The sequence below is a fragment of the Amycolatopsis sp. VC5-11 genome, assembly GCF_037034185.1.
GTDB lineage: Bacteria > Actinomycetota > Actinomycetes > Mycobacteriales > Pseudonocardiaceae > Amycolatopsis > Amycolatopsis nivea.
Map to the genome: position 1 here is coordinate 122,425 of NZ_JBAGKF010000003.1, position 23,808 is coordinate 146,232.

The following is a 23,808-nucleotide window of genomic DNA, read 5'->3' on the forward strand; positions in this document are numbered from 1 at the left end:
GTGAGCGACGAAACCGCGGGCGTCACCTCGGACAGCCCCGACGGCCCGACCGGCCAGGGCAGCACGGCGGCCAAGCCCGCCAAGAAGGAAAGCTTCTTCCACCGGCTCTACGTCGGCACCGGCGCGGTCGACATCGTCGGCTCGCGCAAGCGCTGGTACATGTTCTTCGCGCTGCTGCTCCTGGTGTGCATCGGCTCGATGATCTTCCGCGGCTTCAATGTCGGCATCGAGTTCGAGGGCGGCACGCAGATCCAGCTGCCCGCGCACGGTTCGCACGGCCAGATCACCCAGGACCAGGTGATCAAGTCGTTCAACACCGCGCTGGGCGAGGCGCCGGCGGAGACCCAGACGGTCGGCACCGGCAACGCGTCGACCATCCAGACCCGCTCCGAGACGCTGACCGCGGACCAGGTCGCGAAGGTCAAGAAGCAGATCTTCGAGGACCTCGGCCCGATCGGCAGCAACGGCAAGTCGAGCGAGCAGGCGATCAGCGACAGCGCGGTGAGCGCGTCGTGGGGCGACGAGATCTCGCGCCAGGCCCTGATCGCGCTCGCCGTGTTCCTGGTCGCCGTCGTGATCTTCCTGGCGATCTACTTCGACACCAGGATGGCGTTCGCGGCGCTCATCTCGCTGCTGCACGACATCGTGGTCACCGCCGGCGTGTACTCGCTGGTGGGCTTCGAGGTCACGCCCGCGACGGTGATCGGCCTGCTGACGATCCTCGGGTTCTCGCTGTACGACACCGTGGTGGTGTTCGACAAGGTCCGGGAGAACACCCGCGGCCTGCTCGGCCTGTCGCGGCGCACGTACGCGGAGGCGGCGAACCTGGCGCTGAACCAGACCCTGATGCGGTCGTTCAACACCGCGTTCATCGCCCTGCTGCCGATCCTGGGCCTGCTGATCGTCGGCTACATCCTGCTCGGCTCGGGCACGCTGCAGGACCTGGCGCTGGTGCAGCTCACCGGCACCTTGGTGGGCGTCCTGTCGTCGGTCGCGCTGGCGACGCCGCTGCTGGTCGACTTCAAGATGCGCGACCCGCAGTACCGCCAGCAGGCCGAGCGCGTCGCCGCCCGCCGGGCGAAGGCAGCCAAGCGCGAAGCCGCCGACGACGACTTCGACTCGGCCGACGAGGACCAGCTGGCCGCCGAACTCCGCAAGGAAAAGGCCATGGCCGCCGCGGCCGGCGTCCCGGCGCGGCACCCGAAGCAGCGTCCGTCAGGGAAGAAGAAGCGCTGACCCCGATGAAGCTCGACGAGGCACTGGACCTGATCGCCGAAGTCCCGGACTTCCCGGAACCAGGCGTCCTGTTCCGCGATCTCAGCCCGCTGTTCGCCGACGGCCCCGGCTTCGCCGCCGTCGCCGACGCACTGGCGAACACCCTCGACCCGGCCACCGACCTGGTGGCCGGAGTCGAGGCCCGCGGCTTTCTCTTGGCCGCGGCAGTCGGCTACTCGCGTGGCATGGGCGTGGTGCTGGTGCGGAAACCGGGCAAACTCCCGTCGGTAGCAGGCCGAGTGGACTACTCCCTGGAGTACGGCACCGCCAGCGTCGAACTCCCCGCCAACGTCGTAAAACCAGGCCAACGCATCGCAGTCATGGACGACGTCCTGGCCACCGGCGGCACCGTGGCAGCAACCGCGAAACTCCTGGAAGACGCAGGCGCAACGCTCACCGGCATTTCAGTAGTACTGGAACTGGCAGCACTCAACGGCCGCGCCGCCCTGGACGGCCGCACAGTGCACACCCTCCGCACCGTCTAGCCCCCCCCGCAGACTTGTCCGTGAGGGCCACCCTCATTGACTCTGATTCCGTGAGGGTTCCCCTCACGCCCCTCCGCCGGCCGTGAGGGACCCCTTCACGGACTTAGGTTCCCTCAAGGAGCCCTTCACGGCCCGCTCGCCCGGCCCGCAGCCGCCGGGATGCCGCCCCAATGTGGCATTGGGTGCATCTGACGCACCGAACGCCACATTGGGTGCATCTGACGCACCCAATGCCACATTGGGGCGCTAACCGCACACCGCGAAGCCCACCGCCACTATCCCCAAACCGCGGACCAGCCGCACCGGTGCACCCAACGAGCGAGGCACCCAGCCCCTCCCCCGCACCCCGATACGAAGCCTCCCTGCGGTTCGGGGGTGCTTGTCAAGGCATCTTTCCCGCCTTGACAAGCACCCCCGAACCGTCAGCACAATCAAGCTTCGGGGTGCCCCACGCAACCAAGACAGGCAATGTCGCCGCCAGGCGACGAGCCGAACAACTCACCCCAACACCACGTCACCACCCCGACCAAAAGACCAACCGGTTACCCTGAAGGTTCGAGGCCGCACGAAGCAGCTGGAGGTGCGGGTGAGCCAAGAGCTCGACGCCAACGTCCCCGCCAAAGGCGGTGCGACTCCCGCCAGGAACGGCGCCACCGCCGCGGACACCGGGCGGCCCAACGGAGCGGCGCCCAACCCCTCCGCGACTCGCCGCGTCCGCGCCCGCCTGGCCAGGCGGATCACCGCCCAACGAGCCGCCCCGGTCAAACAGGTCCTCGAGCCCCTGGCGGTCATCCACCGCGAACTCCACCCGAACTCCGACCTGGGCCAGCTCCAGCGCGCCTACGACGTAGCCGAAGAACTCCACCGCGAACAACGCCGCAAGTCCGGCGACCCGTACATCACCCACCCCCTCGCGGTAGCCACCATCCTGGCCGAACTGGGCATGGACACCACCACGCTCGTCGCAGCCCTTCTGCACGACACCGTGGAAGACACCGGCTACTCCCTGGAGCAGCTCAAGGCCGACTTCGGCGACAAGGTCGGCGAGCTGGTCGACGGCGTCACCAAACTCGACAAGGTCAAACTCGGCACCTCGGCCGAAGCGGAGACGATCCGCAAAATGGTGATCGCGATGGCGAAGGACCCGCGCGTCCTGGTCATCAAGCTCGCCGACCGGCTGCACAACATGCGCACGATGCGCTTCCTGCCGCCGGAGAAGCAGGCCCGCAAGGCGCGCGAAACGCTCGAAGTGCTCGCCCCGCTGGCGCACCGGCTCGGCATGGCCACGGTGAAGTGGGAGCTGGAAGACCTCGCGTTCGCGATCCTGCAGCCGAAGAAGTACGACGAGATCGTCCGGCTGGTCGCCGACCGCGCGCCCTCGCGCGACACCTACCTGCGCAAGGTGATCGCGGACCTCACGAACAACCTGGTGTCGTCGCGGATCACCGCGAAGGTCGAGGGACGGCCGAAGCACTACTACTCGATCCACCAGAAGATGATCGTCCGCGGCCGCGACCTCGATGACATCCACGACCTGGTCGGCGTGCGGATCCTGGTCGAGGACGTGCGCGACTGCTACGCCGCGATGGGCGTGGTGCACGCGCTGTGGCAGCCGGTCCCCGGACGGTTCAAGGACTACATCGCGCAGCCGCGGTTCGGCGTCTACCAGTCGCTGCACACGACGGTGATCGGCCCGGACGGCAAACCGCTCGAGGTGCAGATCCGCACCTACGACATGCACCGGACCGCCGAGTACGGCATCGCCGCGCACTGGCGGTACAAGGAAACCAAGGGCACGCACGCCAGCAACAACGCGATGGAGCTGGACGAGATCGCGTGGATGCGGCAGCTGCTCGACTGGCAGCGCGAGGCCGCGGACCCGGGCGACTTCCTCGAATCGCTGCGCTACGAACTGGCCGCGCGCGAGATCTTCGTGTTCACGCCGAAGGGCGACGTCATCACGCTGCCGGCGGATTCGACGCCGGTGGACTTCGCGTACGCGGTGCACACCGAGGTCGGCCACCGGTGCATCGGCGCGCGCGTGAACGGCAGGCTGGTCGCGCTCGAGCGGAAGCTCGAGAACGGCGAGGTCGTCGAGATCTTCACGTCCAAGGCGGAGAGCGCCGGGCCGAGCCGCGACTGGCTGCAGTTCGCCGGTTCGCCGAAGGCGCGCGCGAAGATCCGGCAGTGGTTCGCGAAGGAACGCCGCGACGAGGCGATCGACGCGGGCAAGGAAGCGATCACCAAGGAGATCCGCAAGGTCGGGCTGCCGATCCAGCGGCTCGTGTCGGCGGAGTCGATGGGCTCGGTCGCCACCGAGCTGCGGCACGGCGACATTTCGTCGCTGTACGCGGCCGTCGGCGAGGGCCACACGAGCGCGAAGCACGTGGTGCAGCGGCTGGTCGCGTTGATCGGCGGGGTCGAGGAGGCCGAGGAGGAGCTGGCCGAACGGGCCACGCCGTCCACGGTCACGCGCCGCCGCGGTTCGAACGACGTCGGCGTCATCGTGAAGGGCGCGAGCGACGTCTGGGCGAAGCTGGCGCGCTGCTGCACGCCGGTGCCGGGCGACGAGATCCTCGGCTTCGTGACGCGCGGCGGCGGTGTGAGCGTGCACCGGACCGACTGCACGAACGCTGACGACCTGCGGACCCAGCCCGAGCGCTTGGTCGAGGTGGAGTGGGCGCCGTCGTCGTCCTCGGTGTTCCTGGTGGCGATCCAGGTCGAGGCCCTCGACCGGCACCGGCTGCTGTCGGACGTCACGAAGGTGCTGGCGGACGAGAAGGTGAACATCCTGTCGGCGTCGGTGACGACCTCGCGGGACCGCGTGGCGGTGAGCCGGTTCTCGTTCGAGATGGGCGATCCGAAGCACCTCGGACACGTGCTGAAGGTCGTGCGCGGCGTCGAGGGTGTGTACGACGTGTACCGGGTGACGTCGGCTTCGTAGGTCAGAACGCCGTGGCGACGAGCGCGGCAAGCGGTGGGAGTGCCTGGGCGAGCGCCCCGGCGCGTCCTGCACCGCGTGGGCGGCTCAGTGCGAGCAGGTCGGACACGCCCAGTGCGATCCCGGTGAGCGTCATGAAGGCGCAGCTGTAGAGCAGGAGCACGCGTCCGCCCGCGGTATCGCCGGTGTGCAGCAGCACCAGTCCGGTGGCCGGTCCGGCGGCGAGGAACAGGTTGTACCAGCCGACGTTGAACGACCAGAGCCGCGTGGCGGGCAGGTTTTCCGCAGGGATCCGGAAAATGCCCGCGTGCACGCCCGGGCGTTCGAACAGCAGGACTTCCCACGCGAAGGCCAGCAGGTGGACCAGAACGGCGATCCCGGCGAACACCTGCACCGCGGCGTTCACGGCGCCTGCTCCGTGAAGGCGACCCCGTGCCGGGCGGCGATGGCGCCGAGCAGCGGCACCGCGTCGGGCCACGGGGCGCCGGACGGGACGGTGGCGTCGATTTCGCGGAAGAACCGGCCCATCGCGTCGTCCGGGGTGAGCACGAGGAACTTCGCGTGCGGCGTGTGCACCGTGAAGGTGTTCGGGGTGCCTGCCGGGATGTGCACGAACGAACCCGGGCCCAGGTCGTGGAGTTCGCCGTCGAGGCAGACGGTGATCCGGCCGGTCAGGACGTAGAAGCCCTTCGTCCACGGGTCGGCGTGCGGCGGGACGGAGGGGCCGCGCGGGGCGTCGATCTCGAACAGTTCGTAGCCGCCGGTGTCCGCGGCGGACGCTTTCACCGTCGCGGTCGAGTCTTGTGTGTCCAGTTCCGGGCCTTCGCCCGCTGCGCTGAGAGTCATGCCGCCGAAGGTAGAAACGCCGGGGGAGCGGGACCATCCCGGAATTCAGGGATACCCGCGCGGGAGGAGCGCGCGCATACTTCGTCGGGTGTGGGAAGGCCGGGCGCGGAGCGTGCGGCGGGAGCTGGCGGCTCTCGCCGCGGCCGGTCGCGGGGTCGCCGAGCTGCACAGCGCGGCCATCGAACTGGTCGAGCGGATCGTGCCCGCCGAACTGACCTGCTGGGCGTCCCTGGACCCGGACACCGCCGTGATCAGCTCGATGACCAGCGGCCGGGCGCGGATCCCGGGGGAGTACGAACCGCTGCTGGCGACGTACGAGTACGACGGCGCGGAACCGCACGCCTTCGCGCAGCTCGCCCGCCGTTCCGTGCCGGTGGCGCGGCTGTCCGACCTGCCGCGCCGCGAACGCGAGCGCAGCGGCCGGTGGACGCAGGTGTGGCGGCCGCTCGGGCTGGAGAGCGAACTGCGCGTCGGGTTTCGCGCGGACGGCGTCTGCTGGGCCGCGGCGGGTCTGGTGCGCCGCGGCGAGTTCAGCGACCGCGAGGTGGAATTCCTGCTGTCGATCGGACCGACATTGGCGGCGGCCACCCGGGTGGCCGCGCTGGCGCGAGGGGCGGCTCCGGCGGCGGAACCGGCGATCGTCGTGGTCGGTCCGGACGGTCGCCGTCGCGGCGCGACCGAGGGGGTCGGCGCGTGGGAGTCCGAATTGGACTCGATCGCCGACGGCCGGTTCGCGGTGCTGCTGCGCGCGGTCGCGACCGGGGCGCAGGCGGCCGCGAGCGGGACGTTCCGGGCCCGGGTCCGCGACGCGCACGGCGGCTGGATTGTGTTGCAGGCCAGCAGGTTGGTCGCCGACGACGACGCGCGCGACCTCGTCGTGACGATCCGCCGCGCTTCCGGCGGGGAGCTGCTGGACGTGCTGCTCGCGGCGTACCGGCTGACCGCGCGCGAACGCGACGTGTGCCGGGAAGTCCTGTCCGGACTGTCCACTTCGGACATCGCAGCCCGGCTGGGGATCTCGGCGAACACCGTGCAGGACCACCTGAAGTCGGTGTTCGGCAAGGTCGGCGTGCGCAGCCGGGGCGAGCTGACGGCGCGGCTGTCCGGCTAGGCCCGGTGACCTGTCCCACAGTGGGACGGCGGTGCGGGCGCATTAGGGTGCTGGGCATGACGGACGGACTCGAGTTCACCCGCGACGGCGCCGTGGCCCGGCTGACGTTCTCCCGCCCGGAGAAGATGAACGCGATCACCCGCGGCATGTGGGCGGCGATCCCGGGCGTGGCGGCGGAGGTCGAGGCTGATCCCGAGCTGAAGGTGCTCGTGCTGACCGGGGCCGGACGGCATTTCTCCGCGGGGGCGGACATCGGCGAGTTCCGCGAGCTGCGCTCGACCGCCGAGGCCGCCGCGAAGTACGACAAGGCCGTGGACAGCGCGGTGGCGGCGCTGACCGCGATGCGGAAGCCGACCGTCGCGATGGCCCAGGGAAACTGCATCGGCGGCGGCTGCCAGATCTCGGTCGCCTGCGATTTCCGGTTCGCCGCGGACGACGCGCGCTTCGGCATCACCCCGGCCAAACTCGGCATCGTCTACCACTTCGCCTCGACGCGGCAGCTGGTGTCGCTGGTCGGCCCGGCGAACGCCAAGTACTTCCTGCTGTCCGGCGAACTGGTCGATGCCACCCGGGCGCGCGAGATCGGGCTGGTCAACGACGTTTTCCCGGCCGCCGACCTGGACTCCGCGACGGCCCGGTTCACCGAGACCCTGTGCGGGCGGTCGCAGGCCTCGGTCCGCGGGATGAACCGGATCATCGAGAAGATCGTCGCGGGGCAGGAGAAGACCGACGACGAGGTCGAGGAGATCCGGCTCGCCGCGCTGCACGGGGAGGACTACGCGGAGGGCGTGGACGCGTTCCTGAACCGGCGCGCGCCGAAGTTCACCTACCGCTGACCGGCACGGATAACCCGTTGACGGCTCAGCGAGACTGAAGCTTGTGGCGCTGACCATCCATCACCGCAGCCAGAACCCGGAGATCTTCCGGGCGACCGACCACGCCGACTTCGACCGGTCGTGGCCGGTGTTCATGCAGCACAACCCGACCGGGCACCTGTATTACGGCGAACTCGACCCGGTCGCCGACTACGTGCTGCTCGCGACCGACGGCGACGAACCGGTCGCCAAGGCCTACTCGACGCCGTTCGCGTTCGGCGGCCCCGGCCGCGAGACGCTGCCCGACGGCGGGTGGGACGAGGTGATCCGCTGGCAGCACGCCGACCGGCTCGCCGGCCGCGAACGCACTGCGGCGACCGCGCTGGAGATCGTCGTCCGCAAGGAACGGCAGGGCACGGGACTTGCCTCGGTGATGGTGAACGCGTTGCGGGACAACGCTTTCCGTCTCGGGCACGACGTGCTCTACGCCCCGGTGCGGCCGTCGCAGAAGGCGGACGAACCCGAGACCCCGATGAGCGAGTACGCCTACCGGGTGCGCGACGACGGCTTGCCTTACGACGCGTGGCTGCGGGTGCACGTGCGCGCGGGCGGGCGGATCGTGAAGGTCTGCCCGGTGTCGATGACCATTCCCGGCACGCTCGCGCAGTGGCGGGAGTGGACCGGGCTGCCGTTGGACACGGATGGTCCGGTGGTCGTGGAAGGTGCGTTGAGTCCGGTGCTGGTGTCGGTGGCGCAGGACTCGGCGGTGTATGTCGAGCCGAACGTGTGGGTGGAGCACCGGAGGCCGTGAGGCTGGGCTAGATCTCATCCCAGGGCGCGGCTTCGTAAGCCGTGGTCAGGAGTTCCGTCGCGGTGGGCGAGGTACGCAGCGGCACGTCGTCGACCGAGGCGACCGGGCGGCCGATCGTCGCCGAGTTGGTCAGGAACATCGCGTCGAACTCCGGGAGTTCCGCCGGGTAGACCGGCCGCGTCTCCTGCGGCACCCCGGCCGCGCGCAGCCGGTCCTCCAGCACCAGGTACGTGATTCCCGGCAGCACCTTGGCTTCCGGCCACACGATCGTCCCGTCGCGCAGGAAGCCGACGTTCCAGATCGTTGCCTCGCTGATCCGGCCGTCGTCGGCGAGGAACACCGCGTCGTCGTAACCGGCGAGGACGGCCGCGCGCGAATGGTGCGTCAGGCCGAAGCCGCCGAGATGCTTCACGTGCGGCAGATCCCGTTGGTAGGAAACGGATCGCAGCCGCATCGGCGTGGCGACGTGCGAGCGCGGCGGCGCGGTGCGCACGAGGATTTCGGGCACCATCGCTGGGTCGTGCGGAGACGAGCGCGAGAAAATGATCACCCGCACCGACAAATCGCCCTGACCGGCGACGAGCCGCCGGACGTAGCGGCGGACCAGATCGGTGTCCAGTTCGCTGCCGAACACCTCGCGGGTGTTCGCCGCGAGCCGGTCGAGGTGGAAGCGGAGGCCGCGCACGCGCCCGTCGCGGACCTGCATCGCGGTGAAATGGCCGTAGCTGGTCGCCGCGGCGGCGAGATCGGCGGCGCCAGGAGCGGCACCGCCGATCTCGACCCGGCCGGTCACGTCAGGAGACCGTGACCGCGGTGAACTTGACCTGCTGCTTGGGCTCGCCGGTCGACCCGTCCTGGCCGATCGCGCCGATGCCGTTCTTCGCGATCTTGTCGAGCACCTTCAGGCCCTCGTCGGAGATGCTGCCGAAGATCGTGTACTGCGGCTGCAGCGGCGCGTTGCCGTAGACCATGAAGAACTGGCTGCCGCCGCTGTTCGGCTGGCCGGTGTTGGCCATCGCGAGGATGCCGCGGCCGTACTTCGCGGTGTCGATGAACTCGTCCGGCACGGTGAATCCCGGGCCGCCGCGGCCGTCGGTCGTCACGTCGCCCTTCGCGTCCGGGTCGCCGCACTGCAGCATCTGCAGGTCGGTGACGCCGAGCCGGTGGCAGATCGTGTCGGTGTAGAAGCCCTGCTTCGCGAGGGCCTCGAACGCCTGCACGGTGCACGGCGCGAGCGCGCGGTCGAGCGTCATCGGGATGTCGCCCTGGGTGGTCTTCATCGTGATGTTCACGGTCCCGGACGAGGACACGCTCTTGCCGTCCGGCGCGGTCGCCTTCTTGCCCGACGGCGGCTTGCCGCTCGGGTCGGCCGGGTACGAGCACGTCGTCGGGTTCGGCAGCGCCTTGGGGCGCTTGGGGAGCGCGGTGCGCTCGGTGGGGATGTTCGTGACGCTCGGGACCGGCGGCGCGGAACTCGACGGCGGCGCGGCGGCCTGCTGGTCGCCGCTGCCCCCGCTGTTCACGATCCACACCACGAGACCGGCGACGATGAGGACCACACCGCCGACCACTCCAGCGCCCACGATCTTGCGTCGCTTCGCCTGTTCCGCCCGGCGCACGAGCTGCCGCTCGAGTTTGCGCTTTGCGGCTTCTCGGCGCTGCTGGTTGGTCGCCACCCGCCCTCCAGTTTCCGCTCGAAGTCACACGTCTGAGGTAGCGGCAGTGTATGGGCACAGCCTGTTAGGACTCCGTACAGGGGCGGCTAGTCTTCACCGGGTCGTGATCAAGGCCGCTTCCGGGGAGGAGGGTTCGGTGCTCGTCGCCGGGTTCGCCGCGGGTCCGCTGCGCTCGAATTGCTATCTGCTGGCCCCCGCCGCCGGGGGGCCGTGCCTCGTCGTCGACCCGGGCGAGGGGGCCGCCGGGCCGCTGGCCGAAGCGCTGGCGGAGCACGACCTGACGCCGGTCGCGCTGCTGGCCACGCACGGCCATCCGGACCACGTCGGCGCGGCCGCAGAGCTTTCGCGCGCTTTTGCCGCACCGGTCCGGCTCCATCCGGGCGACGCCGACTGGTACGACGGGCCCTTCGAACCGCTCGCGCCGGGAGAGATCGAGACGGCCGGGCTGACGCTCGGCGTGCTCCCGCTGCCCGGGCACACGCCGGGTTCGGTGGCCTTCACCGTCGAGACCGGCGAGGGTGGCAGGCTGGTGTTCACGGGGGACACGCTTTTCGCCGGATCGGTCGGGCGCACCGGCGGATCCGGCGCCGACCTGGAGAATTCGTTGCGCACACTGCTCACGCTCGCCGACGACACCGTCGTGCTGCCCGGCCACGGACCGGCCACGACCATCGGCCGCGAGCGCGCCGCCAACCCCTTCGTGCCGGGAGCCGCGCAGTGATCGAGAAGCCGGCGGAACGCCTGCCGCTGTTCGCCGACGAGCCGAAGCTGCGCCGGCGCCGCGCGTGGTCCGGCGTCTTCGGCGTGCTGATCCTGGCCGCGGCGTTCGGCGGGATCGCCGGGTTGATCGGCGGACAGCTGACCGGGCTGATCGTGGCGGCGGTCGTCGCGCTGCCGCTGATTTACGTGGTCCTCTACGCGTACCGCCGCCGGATCTGGCTGGAAGGCACGACGCTGGTGGTGCGCACGTGGGGCATCCGGCGGGTGGACCTGCTTTCCGCACCCAGGCTGGACGTGGTGATCAGCGACGTGCGCGGCACCCGGACCGTGGCGCTGCTGGTGAACGCGGGCCACCGGCGGCGCGCGGTGAAGCTCGACCTGGCGGTCTTTTCCGGAACCGGCGGACGAGAGCTGGGAGCGCTGCAGCTGCGTCGGCTGGCGGACGCGGTGCTGAACAACACCGAGGCGAACGGGCTGGTGTTTTCGGAGCTGCTGGTTGCGGAGCTGCGGGCGGAGGCTCGCGGGGACGCGGTGGCGGAACGGCCCTTGTACCGGCTGGCTTCGGCGGCTCCTTCGGGGAAGTATTTGCAGCGGTTTCCCATGGAGGCGGTTAGCCGCTTTGTCGCGACGTTGGGTTGAGTTGGCTGGGGTTGAGCTGGCCGGGGTTGAGTTTGGGAGTGGATCTCACCAGCTGTGTTTGATGGCGCCGGCTCCGCCGTCGCGTGCGGGATCGCTTTTATCGCGATCCTGCAGGTCGTCGACGCGGGCGCGGATGCGGTCCAGCTGGTCGGTCAGCTCGGGGAGTTCTTCGGCGACGTAGGAGAGCAGCCGTTCGAGGTGGCGCAGCGTCGCGCGGACCTCGTCGAGTGCGGTGGCGATCCGCGGGACTGTTTCGGCCGCTTCCAGCACCGACGCGAACAGGCGGCGGATCAGGTGCACGGTGACTCGGGGTCCGGCCAGGACGGCTGAGAACACAGCCCCTCCTCGGGTGCGGGGGTCGCGGTCTTCGTACCTCATCCGCGACGCCCGCGCCCGGCCGGGTCAGTCCCCGTGTGGCTAGTGTGATTCAGCGGGTTTGGTGGTGCTGATGAGGTGCTCCACGGGCTCGCGGGCGGCGATCAAGGCGGCCAGGACCGTCGTCACCGGCACGGCCGCGACGATGCCGACCGAACCGGCCAGCGTCCGGATGATCTCCGCGGCGATGTCCTCGCTGCCGAGCAGCGCGCCGAGCCCGACGCCGGAGATCGCGGAGTACAGCATCACCGGCAGCGCGGCCCCGGCGTAGGCCATCACCAGCGTGTTCACCGCGGAGCCGACATGGTCGCGGCCGATCCGCAGCCCCGAGCTGTACAGCTCGCGCCAGCTGAGCGAAGGGTTCGCGCGGCGCAGTTCCCAGACCGCGCTGGTCTGGGTGATCGTCACGTCGTCGAGCACGCCCAGCGCGCCGATCACGATCCCGGCCAGCAGCAGGCCCCGCGCGTCGATGCCGTGGCCGAGCGAGGCGATCAGCGTCGTGGTGCTGTCGTCGAGGCCGGTGAGCGACGCGGCGGCGGAGAAGATCGCCGACAGGATCCCGATCAGCGCGAGGCTGACCAAGGTGCCCAGCACGGCGACCGAGGTTCTCGCGGACAGGCCGTGCGTCAGGTACAGCGCGAGGAACATGATCGCGCCCGCCCCGGCGATCGCCACCACCAGCGGGTTCTCCCCGGCGAGGATCGAGGGCAGCACGAACAGCACGATCACGACGAAGCTCAGCACCAGCGCGACCAGCGCGGCCAGCCCCTGCCAGCGGCCGAGCACGAGCACGGCGACCGCGAACAGCGCGGCGAGCAGGACCAGCGGCGTGCCGCGCTGGAAATCGACGAGCGTGAACGACTGCGGATCGAGCGGATTCCCGCCGTTGTAGGCGAGCACGACCTTGTCGCCGGCGGAGAACCGCGGCGTGCTCGGCTCGATCGGGACGGTCAGCCGCACCGGTTTCCCTGCTGCCGGGCCGTCGGACATCTGCAGGTCGACAGTGAGGCACGGTTTCGTGTCCGGGTCCGGCTGCGAGCCGACCTGGACCTGGCCGGGCTGCAGGCACGGGCCGGACGTCGCGGTCGTGATCGCCGCCTGGACCGGCGTGCCTTGCGGCACCGCGCTCTTCGGCAGCGAACTGCCCCACGGGTACAGGACGATCATGCCGACGACGGTCGCCAGCGCCAGCGGGGCGAGAAGCCAGATCAGGAGTTTGCGGACCCGCTGCGACGCCGGGGCGGCCGGGCCGTGGCCGTGCCCATGACCGTGGCCGTGCCCGGCGGGCGGCGGGGTTTCCTTGGCCGGAACGGGATCCAGACTGTCCTTTTCGGACTGCGGCGGCCGGGCCGGAGGGCGGCGGCGGGTGCCGGGAGGCGGGGTGTCGCCGGGACGGCGGGGCAGGCGCAGTTCGCCGGACTGGGCCCCGCTGCGGGCATCGGCGGAGCGCGGGGTGCCCGGTTGCGCGGAGCGCGCGGCGCCGGGCTGGGCGGGCCGTGGCGCGGCGGCACGCGGACGCCGGGGTTCGCCGGGCCGTTCGGCTCGCCGTCCCGGTTCGCCGGTGCGTCCGGGATTGCCTGATCGCTCAACGGCTTGGCCAGACTCCGCCGATCGCGCGGGATTGCGCTCGACCGGCCGCCCGGGCTCACCCGGTCGGCCGGACTCTGCCGACCGTTCGGGGTTGCGCTCGACAGGTCGGCCAGACTCCGCCGATCGTTCGGGGTTGCGCCCGGGTTCCGCCGATCGCTCGGGGCCGCCGGAGCGTTTTACCGGCCATCCGGGGTCGCCGGTGCGTTCAGGATTGCCGGGTCGTCCGGGCTCAGCCGCCCGTCCGGGGCGCTCGGCCGGTCGTCCGGGGTCGGCTCGGCGCACCCGGCGCGGCCCCTCCGGCCGGGCGCGCGGCGGAGCGGCGGGTGGCACGGCGGAGGACGGGGACGCGGGTTCGCCCGGCACTCGCGGCAGCGGGCCGGTGTCGTCGGGGTCCTGGTCGGGGTAGTCGTGCGGTGCCACGGCGGACATCCTGCCCTCCCGGCTCGCGGTTCACCCGTACCGGGTGGGGGAGGAAGCGGGCGTTTCGTTCAGGCGTGCGCAGAACGCAGGTGCACTCGCCGGTAAGCCGAGGGCGGGGTGTCGAAGTGGTCCAGGAACGCTTGCCGGAGCGTCTCCGTGGAACCGAAACCGCAGCGTCGCGCGATCGCGGCGAGCGGGAGGTCGGTGCCGGACAGCAGGCGGGCGGCATGTTCCGCGCGCACGGTTCGCACGTATTTCCCCGGAGTGGTGCCGAGATGGGCGTCGAACAGCCGGGTCAGCTGGCGGGTGCTGATGCCGGCCTGGTTCGCGAGCGCGTGCGCGCCGAGGTCGTCGGCGAGGTGTTCGGCGACGTACGCGGTGAGGTCGCGGACCTGCCGGTGCTCCGGCGGCGGACCGGCGAGGAACATGCTCACCTGCGCCTGGTTTCCGGGCCGCTGCAGGTACGTGACCAGCGATCGGGCGGTCTCGCGGGCGAGCGTCGGGCCGTGGTCCTCCTCGACGAACGCGAGGGTGAGGTCGAGCCCGCTCGTGACGCCCGCGGAGGTGTAGACGTCGCCGTGCCGCACGAAAAGCGGCACCGGGTCCACGGTCACCGACGGGTATTGCTCGGCGAGCCGCGACGCGTGCGACCAGTGCGTGGTGGCGCGCCGGCCGCTCAGCAGCCCGGCCGCGGCGAGCACGGTCGCCCCGGTGCAGACCGACGCCGTGCGCTTGCTCTGCTGCGAAAGCCGTCGCACGTGGGCGAGCAGCCGCTCGTCCTTGGCGGCGGCGAGATGGCCCAGCCCGCCCGCGACGACGAACGTGTCGAGCGGGCCGCGGACCTGGTCGATCCGGACGTGCGGGGCGAGCGTGAGCCCGGACTGGCACGCGAAGGGGAGTCCGTCGACGGTGGCGAGCCGGACCTCGTACGGCCGGGCCGCGCCGAGCCGGGTGGCGGCGTCGAAAACGTCGGACACACAGGCGATGTCGAGCAGTTCGGCGTCGGGGTACCCGAGGATCACGACCTGCCGGGCGGTACTCGGCATGGCCGCACCGTAGCAGCTCGCCCGGCCGGATCAACCGGCTTCGCAGGATTCCGGACACGCGTGTCCCGCGAGGCCCGCGGGCTCGGGAGGGTGGCGGCATGAGCCAGAAAACCTTCGCGTTCGTCGTCTACCCCGGCCTGACGCCGCTCGACCTGGTGGGACCGCTGCAAGTGATCGCCGGCTACGCGGCGGCCGACTCTTCGGTCCGCATCGCGGTCGTGGGCGAAACCCTGGAACCCACCGGCACCGACACGCCGTTGCGGATCGCGCCGAGCCACACCTTCGACCAGGTTCCGGACCCGTCGTGGGTGCTGGTCCCCGGCGGCGGCGCGCCGACACTGCGCGCGCTCGGCGACGAGAAGCTCATCGGCTATCTCCGCCGCGCCGCGACCTCCGCCGAGCTGATGACCTCCGTGTGCACCGGTTCGCTGCTGCTGGGCCAAGCTGGCCTGCTCGAAGGCCGCGAGGCGACCACGCACTGGACGTTCCTGGAGACCCTGCGCGCGTTCGGCGCCACGCCGGTCCGGCAGCGCTGGGCGGACACGGGCTCGGTGATCACCGCCGCCGGCGTGTCGGCGGGCATCGACCTGGCGTTGCACCTGGTGGAGCGGATGAGCGGAGCGGACACCGCGCGGCTCGTCCAGTTCGGCATCGAATACGACCCGCAGCCGCCGCTCGGCCCGCTCGACTGGTCGCTCGCACCGCGCGAGCAAATGCGGCCGTTCGTCGACCACTCGGTCCGGGAGGGTCTGGCCGGTCACCCGGAGCTGCGGGACAAGCTGCTGGCGCAGCAGTGACGTTCCGGTGAATTGCCCCACCCACCTGGGGCAGCACGGTTTGCCCGGGCCCCGCGAACGCGTACCGTTCCGCCAATGGGTGCTCGCGGGGCTGCCGGTCTGACCGTCTTCACCAGCCGGAGGGACGGGGACATCGTGCTGGTCACGGCGGCGGGGGAGATCGACATCGCGTCGGTGGGGCAGTTCCGCTCCGCGCTCTCGGCCGCCTCCGGGGCAGGCGGCAAACTGGTGGTGGACCTGTCGCGGGTCGGCTATCTCAGCTGCGCCGGACTGCGTGCGCTCGAAGAGACGAGCCGCGCCCGGCCCGCGCTTTCGATCGTGGCGACCGGACCGCTCGTGCTGCGCGCTTTCGCCGTCTCCGGGATCGAGGCCCCGGTGCGCAGCGGCCTGCGCGAGGCGTGCGCCGCGGCGGGGGCGTGAATCCCCGGCCGGAATCTGGGTACCCGTGGGGTGGAACCGAGATCTGCTGAGGTGATCCCAGATGTCCACCAGCACGATGTCCGGCAAGACCGCAGTCTCCGGGGGCGCAGCGGGCCTCGCTGTGCTGGCCGGGCTGTACCTGATCGCCGCGCCGTGGCTGCTGCGCTTCGGCGGGGCGGCCGAACTCGCGGTGAGCAACACGGTCGCCGGGCTGGCGATCGTCGTTTTCGCTGCCATGCGGGCGCGGGATTCCGGCGCGCAGGCGCTGACCTGGGTGCTGCCGGTGCTCGGGGCGTGGGCCGCGGTGTCTCCGTTTCTGCTTCGCTACGGCGACGAGACGCTGCCGTCGACCGGAGCGGTGATCGGCAACGTGATCGCCGGAGTCCTCGTGGCGGCCGGCGGTGCGGCGTTGCTGCTGCGCCGCCGCTGACGTCAGCTGAGCGCGTCGGCGAGCCAGCGGCTCCAGGCCGCGCTTTCGGCGGTCTCGTCGACGTCCGGCCGGAACAGGTGATGTCCGACCGCGACCGGCATGCCGAGCAGCGACCGTTCGTGGAACCGGTAGAGGGCGTCCTCGGTGCGGACTCCGGCGTAGTTCGGGGTCGAGTAGTCGAGGACGCCCTCGACCACCTCGTCGCCGACGCTGAACTGGACCGGTTGCCCCGCTGAGGGTTCGGCGGGCAAACCCAGCGCCGCCAGCAGCTTCGGCCAGGCGTCGCGGCTCGCCGACGAGGCCGGGCCGTCCGCGGTCACGTACGTCGCGAAGCGGCCGGGGAAGTGCGCCAGCAGTTCGGCGAGCGTGTGCAGGTACATCTCCCAGCCGACGGCGAAGGACTCGTGGTACTCGTCGTCCCAGCCGTCCTGGACGAACCCGCGGTGCACGAATCGGAGTACGGAAGTGCCGCCTTCGGCCGCTTCCACGAGGAACTCCATCGCGTCGAACGTGCCGTCCTCGGCGGCTTCGCCCCGGTAGGCGAACCTGCGCGGGGGATCCCACGCGGTGATCTCCGCCTCGGTGCGCATTTCGCCGAGGCTGAACCGGATCCGCTTCGCCGCGGCGTCGACCTCGTGGCGGCCCATGAACCACGAGTCGATGCCCGGCCCGGTCGCGACGGCCTCCCACACGGCCTCGGGCTCCGCGGGCAGCTGAACCTCTTTGCGCACCTCGAACTCGCGTGGCATCTGCGGCGTCCCTCCTCGTGGTCGTCCCGATCACCGTGCCATTGACAATAATACCTGTCAATGCGGTGGCGGTTCCCCTGATCGGTGCCAGACTGCGAAGGGACTCTCACGAAGGGACGCAGAAGCATGGCGACGGTGGCCGACCAGTTGATCGACGTTCTGGTGCAATCCGGGGTGCGCCGGATCTACGGGGTGGTGGGCGACAGCCTCAACCCGGTGGTGGACGCGGTGCGCCGCACCGGGGGCTCGGCGCGCGGCGGGATCGACTGGGTGCACGTGCGCAACGAGGAGGCCGGCGCGTTCGCCGCCGCGGCCGAGGCGCAGCTCACCGGGCGGCTCGCGGTGTGCGCGGGCAGCTGCGGGCCGGGCAACCTGCATCTGCTGCAAGGGGTTTACGACGCGCACCGCTCGGGCGCGCCGGTGCTCGCGCTCGCGTCGCACATTCCCTCCACGCAGATCGGGACCGGGTTCTTCCAGGAGACCCATCCGCAGCAGCTGTTCGCGGAGTGCTCGCACTACTGCGAGATGGTGAGCTCGCCGGAGCAGATGCCGCGGCTGGCTCGGATCGCAGTGCAGAACGCGGTCGGGCGTCGCGGTGCCGCGGTGCTGGTGCTGCCTGGCGACGTGTCGCACGAGCCCGCCGCGCACGCCACCGGCGAGTCGGCTTCGCTGGGGAGCCCGCCTGCTGTGGTGCCTGCGGAGGCTGACATCGCTCGTCTCGCCGATCGGATCGATCGGGCCGAGAAGGTGATGATCATGGCGGGTGCTGGTTGTCGTAATGCGCACGACGAGGTGCTCGCGCTCGCGGAGGCGGTCGGGGCTCCCGTGGGGCATTCGTTGCGGGGCAAGGAGTTCGTGCAGTACTCGAATCCGTTCGACGTGGGGATGAGCGGGTTGCTCGGGTACGGGGCTTGTTACGAGGCGATGCACGAGGCTGATCTCGTGTTGCTGCTGGGCACGGACTTTCCGTACGACAACTTCCTGCCGCAGCGGAATACCGTGCAGGTGGACATCGATCCGGCGCGGATGGGGCGTCGGTCAGTGTTGGAGTTCGGGGTGCAGGGGGACGTCGGGGCGACTATCCGGGCGGTGCTGCCTCGCTTGCGCGAGCGCAGTGATCGGTCGTTCTTGCATGCCATGCTGCGCAAGCATGAGCGGGGGCTGCAGCGGGTGGTCGATGCTTACACCAATGAGGTGTCGAAGCACATTCCGTTGCATCCGGAGTACGTCGCTGACGTGCTGGATGAGGAAGCTGCTGAGGACGCGGTGTTCACTGTGGACACTGGGATGTGCAATGTGTGGGCGGCTCGGTATATCACGCCTAATGGGCGGCGGCGGATTCTCGGGTCGTTTGTGCACGGGAGCATGGCTAATGCGTTGCCGCATGCGATTGGGGCGCAGGCTGCTGATCCTGGGCGGCAGGTTGTTGCTATGTGCGGGGATGGTGGGCTGGCGATGTTGATGGGGGAGTTGTTGACGCTTAAGACGCATGGCTTGCCCGTTAAGGCTGTGGTGTTCAACAACTCTTCGCTCGGGATGGTGAAGCTGGAGATGCTCGTGGACGGGTTGCCGGAGTTCGGCACCGACCATGATCAGGTGGATTTCGCGGGGATTGCCCGGGCGGCCGGGTTGTATGCGCGGCGGGTGGAGAAGCCCGGGGAGGTTCGGGACGGGATTCGGGACATTCTGGCGCATGACGGGCCTGCGGTGCTGGATGTGGTTACGGATCCTAATGCGTTGTCTATTCCGCCTAATATTACTGCTGCGCAGGTTAAGGGGTTTGCGTTGGCGGCTAGTAAGACTGTGTTGAGTGGGGGAGTGGGGAAGATGCTGGAGTTGGCTAAGTCTAATTTGCGGAATATTCCTCGGATTTGAGGGGGTGGGTGCTGGGCGGCTCGTCGCCTGGCGGCGACATTGCGCCCGTCTTGGTTGCGTGGGGCACCCCGAAGTTTGATTGTGCTGACGGTTCGGGGGTGCTTGTCAAGGCGGGAAAGATGCCTTGACAAGCACCCCCGAACCGCAGGGGAGCTTCGTATCGGGGTGCGGGGGAGGTGTGGGTGCCTCGATGGTTGGGTGCGTCTGCTGCGGTTTTAGGTCGTGAGGGGACCCCTGAGGGAATCTGATTCCCTCAGGGGTCCCCTCACGTACGTGGGTTTGCTTTTCTATTCGGTTTCTGCCATGGCTTCTGCGAATTGGGCTGCGTACAGGCGGGAGTAGGCGCCGCCTGCGTTGATGAGGGTTTCGTGGTTGCCTTGTTCTACAATGTTGCCGTTTTCCATTACCAGGATTACGTCTGCGTCCCTGATGGTGGACAGGCGGTGGGCGATCACGAAGCTCGTGCGGCCGGTGCGCAGGGAGTTCATGGCGTGCTGGATCAGGACCTCGGTGCGGGTGTCCACCGAGCTGGTCGCCTCGTCCAGGATGAGGATCGCCGGCTTTGCCAGGAAGGCTCGGGCGACCGTGATCAGCTGCTTTTCGCCTGCGCTGACGGTGCCGCCCTCGTCGTCCAGGACGGTGTCGTAGCCGTCGGGGAGGGTGCGGACGAAGCGGTCCACGTAGGTTGCCTTCGCGGCTTCGATGACCTCTTCGCGGGTCACGTTGTCCGCGCCGTACGCGATGTTTTCCGCGATCGTGCCGCCGAACAGCCAGGCGTCTTGCAGGACCATGCCCGTCTTCGAGCGCAGTTCCTCGCGGTCCATCGCCTTGATGTCGACGCCGTCCAAAGTGATCCGGCCGCCGTCGATTTCGTAGAAGCGCATCAGGAGGTTGACCAGCGTGGTCTTGCCCGCGCCGGTCGGGCCGACGATCGCGACCGTGTGGCCGGGGTCGACCGACAGCGACAGGTCTTCGATCAGCGGCGTGTCCTTCAGGTAGCGGAACGACACGTGCTCGAATTCGACCTGCCCGCGCACGACCTCCGGGCGCTGCGGGTGCTCCGGCTCCGGTTCCTGCTCCTTGGCGTCCAGCAGCGCGAACACCCGCTCGGCCGAGGCGACGCCGGACTGCAGCAGGTTCGCCATGCTCGCGATCTGCGTGACCGGCTGGCTGAACTGGCGCGAGTACTGGATGAACGCCTGCACGTCGCCCAGCGTCAGCGTGCCCGAAGCGACCCGCAGGGCGCCGACGACGGCGACCAGCACGTAGCTCAGGTTGCCGATGAACATCATGCCCGGCTGGATCGTGCCGGAGATGAACGACGCCTTGAAGCTCGCCTCGTACAGCGCCTCGTTCTGCTGCCGGAAGACCTCCTCGGCCTCCTTGCCTCGGCCGAAGACGTGCACCAGCGAGTGGCCCGAGTACATCTCCTCGATGTGCGCGTTGAGCTTCCCGGTCGTCGACCACTGCCGGATGAACTGCGGCTGCGCGCGTTTGCCGATCTTGGCCGCGACGAACACCGACACCGGCACCGTCAGCAGCACGATCGCGCCCAGCAGCGGCGAGATGACGAACATCATCACCAGCACGCCCAGCACAGTGAACAGCGACGTGACGATCTGCGACAGCGTCTGCTGCAGCGACTGCGCCAGGTTGTCGATGTCGTTGGTGACCCGGCTCAGCACCTCGCCGCGCGGCTGGCGGTCGAAGTAGCGCAGCGGCAGCCGCGCGAACTTCTCCTCGATGTCCTGGCGCAGCCGGAACACCGCGCCCTGCACCAGGTTCGTCGTGAGCCGCGCCTGGATGACGCCCAGGAACGACGCGAAGACGTACAGCGCCAGTACGATCATCAGCACCTGGCCGACCGCGGTGAAGTCGACGCCGTGGCCGGGCATCAGGTCGACGCTGGTGAACATGTCGGCCAGGGTGTTCTCCCCGCGCGCCCGCAGGCCCTCGATCACCTGTTCCTTGGTCGCGCCCGCGGGCAGATGCCTGCTGGTCACGCCGGCGAAGATCAGGTCCGTCGCCCGGGCCAGCACCTTCGGGCCGAGCACGGTCAGCGCGACGCCGATCGCGCCGAGCACCAGCACTCCGGTCAGAGCCGCCCGTTGCGGGCGAAGCAGCCGCAGCAATCGCGCTAGCGAGCCTTTGAAGTCGAGGGCTTTCTCCGCGGGCATGCCCGCGGACATCATCCGGCCGGGTCCCGCTGTGGGTTGCGGCCGGGTCTTGTCGCGCGCGACGGCGGCTGGTTCGTCGTCGTCGTGCGCGGTCGCGGTTTTCGTTTCCTCGCTCACGCCGCCTCCTGCTCGGTCAGCTGCGAAAGCACGATTTCCCGATAGGTTTCGTTGGTGTCCATCAGCTCGTGGTGGGTTCCGGTGCCGACGACGCGGCCGTCGTCGAGCACGATGATCCGGTCCGCGCCGCGGATCGTGCTGACCCGCTGCGCGACGATGACGACCGTCGCGTCCTGGGTTTCTTCGGTGAGCGCACGGCGCAGCGCGGCGTCGGTGGCGTAGTCGAGCGCGCTGAACGAATCGTCGAACAGGTAGATCTCCGGCCGGTGCACCAGCATCCGCGCGATCGCGAGCCGCTGCCGCTGCCCGCCCGAGACGTTGGTGCCGCCCTGGGCGATGGGGGAGTCGAGACCCTGTTCCATCCGTTCGACGAAGTCCTTGCCCTGCGCGACTTCCAGCGCGTGCCAGAGCTCCTCGTCCGTCGCGTCCGGATTGCCGTAGCGGAGGTTGCTGGCGACCGTTCCGGCGAACAGGTACGGCTTCTGCGGCACCATGCTGACCACCGACGACAGCACTGTCGGGTCGAGCCGGCGCACGTCGACGCCGTCCACCCGGACCGAGCCCTCGGTGGCGTCCATCAGCCGCGGGATGAGGTTGAGCAGCGTCGTCTTGCCGCTGCCCGTGCTGCCGATGATCGCGGTGGTCTCGCCCGGCCGGGCGAACAGGGAAACGTCGTGCAGCACCGGCTTTTCCGCGCCGGGGTACCGGAATCCGACGCCGGTCAGGTCGAGGTGACCGCGCTCGGCCGCGGCCGCGACCGGCTCGTCCGGCGGGCGCACGCTCGACTCGGTGTCCAGCACCTCGGTGATCCGCTCGGCGCTGACCTCCGCGCGCGGCACCATCATGAACATGAAGGTGGCCATCATGACCGCCATCAGGATCTGCAGCAGATAGGCCAGGAACGCGGTGAGCGCGCCGATCTGCATGGCCCCGCTGTCGACCCGCTGCCCGCCGAACCACAGCACGGCGACGCTCGACACGTTCACCACCAGCATCACGGTGGGGAACATCAGCGCGATCAGCCTGCCGACCCGCAGCGACACGGTGAACAGCTCGTCGTTGGCCCGGCCGAAACGCTCGCGCTCGTGCTTGTCCCGCACGAACGCGCGGATCACCCGGATGCCCATGATCTGCTCGCGCATGACCTGGTTGATCCGGTCGAGGCGCACCTGCATGAGCCGGAACGCCGAGCGCATCCGCATGACGATGAGCCCGATCGCGACGCCCAGCACCGGCACGATGACGACGAGCAGCGACGACAGCGGGACGTCCTGCTGCAGCGCGAGCAGGATGCCGCCGACGCACATGATCGGCGCGGACACCATCAGCGTGAAGGTGAGCGCGGCGAGCAGCTGGATCTGCTGGACGTCGTTGGTGGTGCGGGTGATCAGCGACGGCGTGCCGAACTTCCCGATCTCGCGGGCGGAGAACGCCTGCACGCGGTGGAAGACTCCGGCGCGGATGTCGCGGCCGACGGCCGAGGCGGTGCGGGACCCGTAGTAGACGGCCCCGATCGACCCGGCGATCTGCACCAGTGTGATCAGCAGCATCACGCCGCCGATCTTCACGATGTAGCCGGTGTCGCCTTTGACGAGGCCGCCGTCGATGATGTCGGCGTTGAGCGTGGGCAGGTACAGCGCGGCGATCGTCTGCACCAGTTGCAGCGCGACGACGACCCACAGCGCCGCCCGGTAAGGGCGCAGGTAGCTGCGCAACAGTTTGACCAGCACGGTCGGGTACTCCCCCAAAAAAGTGAATGGCGTCGGTTCGGGTCTAGCGGGCCGCGGCGGGCGCGGCGAGTGCCGGCATCCCGGCGGCGGCCTCCCTCAGGAGGCCGGTGAAGGCCGATACGAACTCTTCGTCGGAGTAGTCCGAATTGAGCCAGGTTTCGAAGGCGATGCGCGAAGCGTTCTGCACAATGCTCGCCATCAGCCGGGCGTGCAACGGATTTGCGTGCTCGCCCGCCCGCTCGGCGATGGCGTCGGCCAGCACCCGCTCGACGGTGGCGAACGCGCGCAGCATCTCGGCGAACAGCGCGCCGTTCTCCATCAGCGCGCGGACCCGCCGCACTTGCTCGCGCTTCGGGCGGTCGTCCTCGTTGAACCGGGTGATCGAGGCGTTGACGACCGCGTCCCACAGCGGCTCGTCGGCGGGCCTCGCCAGGAGCGCTTCGCGCACGTTCTCCTGCCGTTCGACGATGAACGCGCAGACAGCTTCCTCCTTGCTGGAAAAGTAGTTGTTGAAGGTGCGCGGGGAGACGCCCACCTCGTTCGCGATGTCCTCCACCCGCAACTGGTCGACGCCCCGCTCGAGCGCGATCCGGAGCGCCGCTTCGGCGAGCGCCCTCCGCGCGGCTCGTTTCTTGCGCTCGCGCAGGCCCAGGGGTGCGGTGGTGGTCACCGGGTCGAGAGTAGCAGCGAAAGTTGCGCGATGCGAAAAATTATGCGGACCGCGAAAAGTTGCGTTCTCGCAGGGGGCGGGTCGAGGTGCGGA

23 protein-coding genes are annotated in these 23,808 nt (G+C 69.8%); 12 read left to right on the forward strand and 11 right to left on the reverse strand.

The window, feature by feature from the left end; translation table 11 throughout:
* The 3 genes from secF to WA670_RS12070 all read left to right on the forward strand — a co-directional run bounded on the left by secF (position 1) and on the right by WA670_RS12070 (position 4,704).
* Entirely contained in the window at positions 1-1,236 is a 1,236-nt protein-coding gene (gene secF, locus WA670_RS12060) for a protein translocase subunit SecF (RefSeq protein WP_037811296.1), read from the forward strand.
* A gap of 5 nt (positions 1,237-1,241) precedes the next feature.
* Positions 1,242-1,760 (forward strand): adenine phosphoribosyltransferase, encoded by a 519-nt coding sequence (locus tag WA670_RS12065; protein WP_238605755.1) that lies wholly within the window; start codon positions 1,242-1,244, stop codon positions 1,758-1,760.
* 586 nt (positions 1,761-2,346) lie between these two features.
* Positions 2,347-4,704, forward strand: coding sequence for a RelA/SpoT family protein (locus WA670_RS12070; protein ID WP_134661805.1), 2,358 nt, complete (start codon positions 2,347-2,349; stop codon positions 4,702-4,704).
* 1 nt (position 4,705) lies between these two features.
* Here the strand turns inward: WA670_RS12070 and WA670_RS12075 are convergent, their stop codons facing one another.
* Positions 4,706-5,107, reverse strand: a complete 402-nt coding sequence (locus WA670_RS12075) for a DUF1304 domain-containing protein (RefSeq protein WP_336157728.1) — start codon at positions 5,105-5,107, stop codon at positions 4,706-4,708.
* Entirely contained in the window at positions 5,104-5,547 is a 444-nt protein-coding gene (locus WA670_RS12080) for a cupin domain-containing protein (RefSeq protein WP_336157729.1), read from the reverse strand. Before WA670_RS12080 ends, WA670_RS12075 begins: the two co-directional genes overlap by 4 nt.
* 88 nt (positions 5,548-5,635) lie before the next feature.
* On the opposite strand from WA670_RS12080, the gene WA670_RS12085 reads away from it, so the two are divergent.
* The 3 genes from WA670_RS12085 to WA670_RS12095 are packed head-to-tail and all read left to right on the forward strand — an operon-like array spanning position 5,636 to position 8,284.
* Positions 5,636-6,658, forward strand: a complete 1,023-nt coding sequence (locus WA670_RS12085; protein WP_134661803.1) for a helix-turn-helix transcriptional regulator — start codon at positions 5,636-5,638, stop codon at positions 6,656-6,658.
* 56 nt (positions 6,659-6,714) lie between these two features.
* Positions 6,715-7,494, forward strand: coding sequence for an enoyl-CoA hydratase/isomerase family protein (locus tag WA670_RS12090; protein WP_336157731.1), 780 nt, complete (start codon positions 6,715-6,717; stop codon positions 7,492-7,494).
* 43 nt (positions 7,495-7,537) lie between these two features.
* Positions 7,538-8,284, forward strand: coding sequence for an N-acetyltransferase (locus WA670_RS12095; RefSeq protein WP_336157732.1), 747 nt, complete (start codon positions 7,538-7,540; stop codon positions 8,282-8,284).
* Positions 8,285-8,291: 7 nt separating this feature from the next.
* Here WA670_RS12095 and WA670_RS12100 read toward each other — a convergent pair whose 3' ends face one another.
* Together WA670_RS12100 and WA670_RS12105 are read right to left on the reverse strand one after the other, a co-directional pair.
* Positions 8,292-9,077, reverse strand: a complete 786-nt coding sequence (locus tag WA670_RS12100) for an aminotransferase class IV (protein ID WP_336157733.1) — start codon at positions 9,075-9,077, stop codon at positions 8,292-8,294.
* Between the two features lies 1 nt (position 9,078).
* Positions 9,079-9,960, reverse strand: coding sequence for a peptidylprolyl isomerase (locus WA670_RS12105; RefSeq protein ID WP_037811311.1), 882 nt, complete (start codon positions 9,958-9,960; stop codon positions 9,079-9,081).
* Between the two features lie 136 nt (positions 9,961-10,096).
* Here WA670_RS12105 and WA670_RS12110 point away from each other — a divergent pair, with 136 nt between their 5' ends.
* Together WA670_RS12110 and WA670_RS12115 are read left to right on the forward strand one after the other, a co-directional pair.
* Positions 10,097-10,681: an MBL fold metallo-hydrolase gene (locus WA670_RS12110; RefSeq protein ID WP_238608328.1), complete on the forward strand. Its 585-nt coding sequence runs from the start codon at positions 10,097-10,099 to the stop codon at positions 10,679-10,681.
* Positions 10,678-11,319, forward strand: a complete 642-nt coding sequence (locus WA670_RS12115) for a hypothetical protein (RefSeq protein ID WP_238605760.1) — start codon at positions 10,678-10,680, stop codon at positions 11,317-11,319. The genes WA670_RS12110 and WA670_RS12115 overlap by 4 nt, the downstream gene beginning before the upstream one ends.
* Before the next feature lie 45 nt (positions 11,320-11,364).
* Here WA670_RS12115 and WA670_RS12120 read toward each other — a convergent pair whose 3' ends face one another.
* The 3 genes from WA670_RS12120 to WA670_RS12130 all read right to left on the reverse strand — a co-directional run bounded on the left by WA670_RS12120 (position 11,365) and on the right by WA670_RS12130 (position 14,750).
* Positions 11,365-11,655: a hypothetical protein gene (locus WA670_RS12120; protein ID WP_336157734.1), complete on the reverse strand. Its 291-nt coding sequence runs from the start codon at positions 11,653-11,655 to the stop codon at positions 11,365-11,367.
* 81 nt (positions 11,656-11,736) lie between these two features.
* Positions 11,737-13,104, reverse strand: coding sequence for a YibE/F family protein (locus WA670_RS12125; RefSeq protein ID WP_442893096.1), 1,368 nt, complete (start codon positions 13,102-13,104; stop codon positions 11,737-11,739).
* Positions 13,105-13,772: 668 nt separating this feature from the next.
* Complete coding sequence (locus tag WA670_RS12130) at positions 13,773-14,750, reverse strand: GlxA family transcriptional regulator (RefSeq protein ID WP_037811315.1); 978 nt, start codon at positions 14,748-14,750, stop codon at positions 13,773-13,775.
* 98 nt (positions 14,751-14,848) lie between these two features.
* Between WA670_RS12130 and WA670_RS12135 the strand changes: the two genes are divergently transcribed.
* The 3 genes from WA670_RS12135 (at position 14,849) to WA670_RS12145 (ending at position 16,397) form a co-directional block, all read left to right on the forward strand.
* The gene (locus tag WA670_RS12135; protein ID WP_336157735.1) at positions 14,849-15,547 is read left to right on the forward strand and encodes a DJ-1/PfpI family protein; all 699 of its coding nucleotides are present in this window, start codon (positions 14,849-14,851) and stop codon (positions 15,545-15,547) included.
* 75 nt (positions 15,548-15,622) lie between these two features.
* A complete protein-coding gene (locus tag WA670_RS12140; RefSeq protein ID WP_037811322.1) occupies positions 15,623-15,967 on the forward strand; it encodes an STAS domain-containing protein in 345 nt (114 codons plus the stop codon).
* 61 nt (positions 15,968-16,028) lie between these two features.
* A complete protein-coding gene (locus WA670_RS12145; protein WP_037811323.1) occupies positions 16,029-16,397 on the forward strand; it encodes an SPW repeat protein in 369 nt (122 codons plus the stop codon).
* 2 nt (positions 16,398-16,399) lie between these two features.
* Here WA670_RS12145 and WA670_RS12150 read toward each other — a convergent pair whose 3' ends face one another.
* Positions 16,400-17,146: an SRPBCC family protein gene (locus WA670_RS12150; protein WP_336157736.1), complete on the reverse strand. Its 747-nt coding sequence runs from the start codon at positions 17,144-17,146 to the stop codon at positions 16,400-16,402.
* 126 nt (positions 17,147-17,272) lie between these two features.
* Between WA670_RS12150 and WA670_RS12155 the strand changes: the two genes are divergently transcribed.
* On the forward strand, positions 17,273-19,021 hold the full coding sequence (locus WA670_RS12155; protein WP_037811325.1) for a pyruvate dehydrogenase: 1,749 nt from the start codon (positions 17,273-17,275) through the stop codon (positions 19,019-19,021).
* Positions 19,022-19,308: 287 nt separating this feature from the next.
* Here WA670_RS12155 and WA670_RS12160 read toward each other — a convergent pair whose 3' ends face one another.
* The 3 genes from WA670_RS12160 to WA670_RS12170 all read right to left on the reverse strand — a co-directional run bounded on the left by WA670_RS12160 (position 19,309) and on the right by WA670_RS12170 (position 23,715).
* Positions 19,309-21,198 carry an ABC transporter ATP-binding protein gene (locus WA670_RS12160; protein WP_205669803.1) on the reverse strand — a complete coding sequence of 630 codons (1,890 nt, stop codon included), beginning with the start codon at positions 21,196-21,198 and terminating at the stop codon, positions 19,309-19,311.
* A 113-nt stretch (positions 21,199-21,311) separates the two neighbouring features.
* Complete coding sequence (locus tag WA670_RS12165; protein WP_134661795.1) at positions 21,312-23,045, reverse strand: ABC transporter ATP-binding protein; 1,734 nt, start codon at positions 23,043-23,045, stop codon at positions 21,312-21,314.
* A 43-nt stretch (positions 23,046-23,088) separates the two neighbouring features.
* Positions 23,089-23,715 carry a TetR/AcrR family transcriptional regulator gene (locus tag WA670_RS12170; protein WP_037811329.1) on the reverse strand — a complete coding sequence of 209 codons (627 nt, stop codon included), beginning with the start codon at positions 23,713-23,715 and terminating at the stop codon, positions 23,089-23,091.
* Between the last annotated feature and the right edge of the window lie 93 nt (positions 23,716-23,808).

Bases quoted from the DNA above. Each gene is read 5' to 3' on its own strand.
- WA670_RS12065 (WP_238605755.1), top strand. From the start codon at position 1,242: ATGAAGCTCGACGAGGCACTGGACCTGATCGCCGAAGTCCCGGACTTC.
- WA670_RS12080 (WP_336157729.1), bottom strand. From the start codon at position 5,547: ATGACTCTCAGCGCAGCGGGCGAAGGCCCGGAACTGGACACACAAGAC.
- WA670_RS12090 (WP_336157731.1), top strand. From the start codon at position 6,715: ATGACGGACGGACTCGAGTTCACCCGCGACGGCGCCGTGGCCCGGCTG.
- WA670_RS12130 (WP_037811315.1), bottom strand. From the start codon at position 14,750: ATGCCGAGTACCGCCCGGCAGGTCGTGATCCTCGGGTACCCCGACGCC.
- WA670_RS12135 (WP_336157735.1), top strand. From the start codon at position 14,849: ATGAGCCAGAAAACCTTCGCGTTCGTCGTCTACCCCGGCCTGACGCCG.
- WA670_RS12140 (WP_037811322.1), top strand. From the start codon at position 15,623: ATGGGTGCTCGCGGGGCTGCCGGTCTGACCGTCTTCACCAGCCGGAGG.
- WA670_RS12145 (WP_037811323.1), top strand. From the start codon at position 16,029: ATGTCCACCAGCACGATGTCCGGCAAGACCGCAGTCTCCGGGGGCGCA.
- WA670_RS12150 (WP_336157736.1), bottom strand. From the start codon at position 17,146: ATGCCACGCGAGTTCGAGGTGCGCAAAGAGGTTCAGCTGCCCGCGGAG.
- WA670_RS12155 (WP_037811325.1), top strand. From the start codon at position 17,273: ATGGCGACGGTGGCCGACCAGTTGATCGACGTTCTGGTGCAATCCGGG.
- WA670_RS12160 (WP_205669803.1), bottom strand. From the start codon at position 21,198: ATGCCCGCGGAGAAAGCCCTCGACTTCAAAGGCTCGCTAGCGCGATTG.